General features: G+C 62.0%; 1 protein-coding gene. It reads left to right on the top strand.

Features of this window, described 5'->3' with window-relative positions; all coding sequences use genetic code 11:
- Positions 1-3 precede the first annotated feature (3 nt).
- Positions 4-888: transposase (locus tag BN1133_RS20300; RefSeq protein ID WP_050665837.1), on the top strand; the 885-nt coding region annotated here is incomplete at its 3' end.

The following is an 888-nucleotide window of genomic DNA, read 5'->3' as shown; positions in this document are numbered from 1 at the left end:
GCCATGACCATCGCCCGTTCACGTCAAATCAGCCTGCAGGATACGCCTTACTACCACGTGGTGAGCCGCTGCGTGCGGCGGGCCTTTCTGTGTGGGGAAGATGCCCACTCGGGGCAGAGTTACGAGCATCGTCGCCAGTGGGTGGTAGACCGGCTGGGTCAGCTGTCGCGGCTCTTTGCCATCGGTATCTGCGCCTACGCGGTGATGAGCAACCACTACCACCTGGTGCTGAAAGTGGATGCCGAGCAGGCCCAGGGGTGGAGCGAGCGGGAGGTGGCCGAGCGCTGGGCCGGGCTGTTCCAGTGGCCGCTGCTGGTGCGCCGCTGGTATCAGGGGGATGCCCTGATTGAGTCTGAGCTCTCGGTAGTGCAAGGGCTGATAGAGGAGTGGCGCGGGCGACTCTACTCCATCAGCTGGTTCGTGCGCCTGCTCAACGAAGGGTTGGCTCGCCAAGCTAATCAGGAAGATAGCTGCAAGGGTCACTTCTGGGAGGGGCGCTTCAAGAGCCAGGCCCTGCTGACAGAGTCGGCGCTGCTCGCCTGCATGGCCTATGTGGAGCTAAACCCCATCCGTGCCAAACTCGCCGACCGACCCGAGAAGAGTGACTACACCAGCATCAGCCAGCGTCTGGGAAGGGCCCAGACCACCGAGTTACCACCCCTACTGCTGCCATTTGCCAAGAAGAATGAACCCAAATCACTGCCCTACACCTTCAGCGACTATCTGGCGCTGGTTGACTGGACGGGGCGCGCCATTCGCGATGACAAGCGGGGCCATATTCCCGAGGCGCTTTCCCCCATCTTGCAACGGTTGCAACTCGACGCTGAGGACTGGCTCAAGCAGGTGAAGCTGTTCAAACGAAGCGGCATCCGGGCCATCGGTCACGGC

It is taken from the genome of Aeromonas schubertii, from assembly GCF_000820105.1.
GTDB classification, from domain to species: domain Bacteria; phylum Pseudomonadota; class Gammaproteobacteria; order Enterobacterales; family Aeromonadaceae; genus Aeromonas; species Aeromonas schubertii.
The sequence above is the reverse complement of the archived record's forward strand: the minus strand, read 5'-3'. Positions and strand labels throughout refer to the sequence as shown.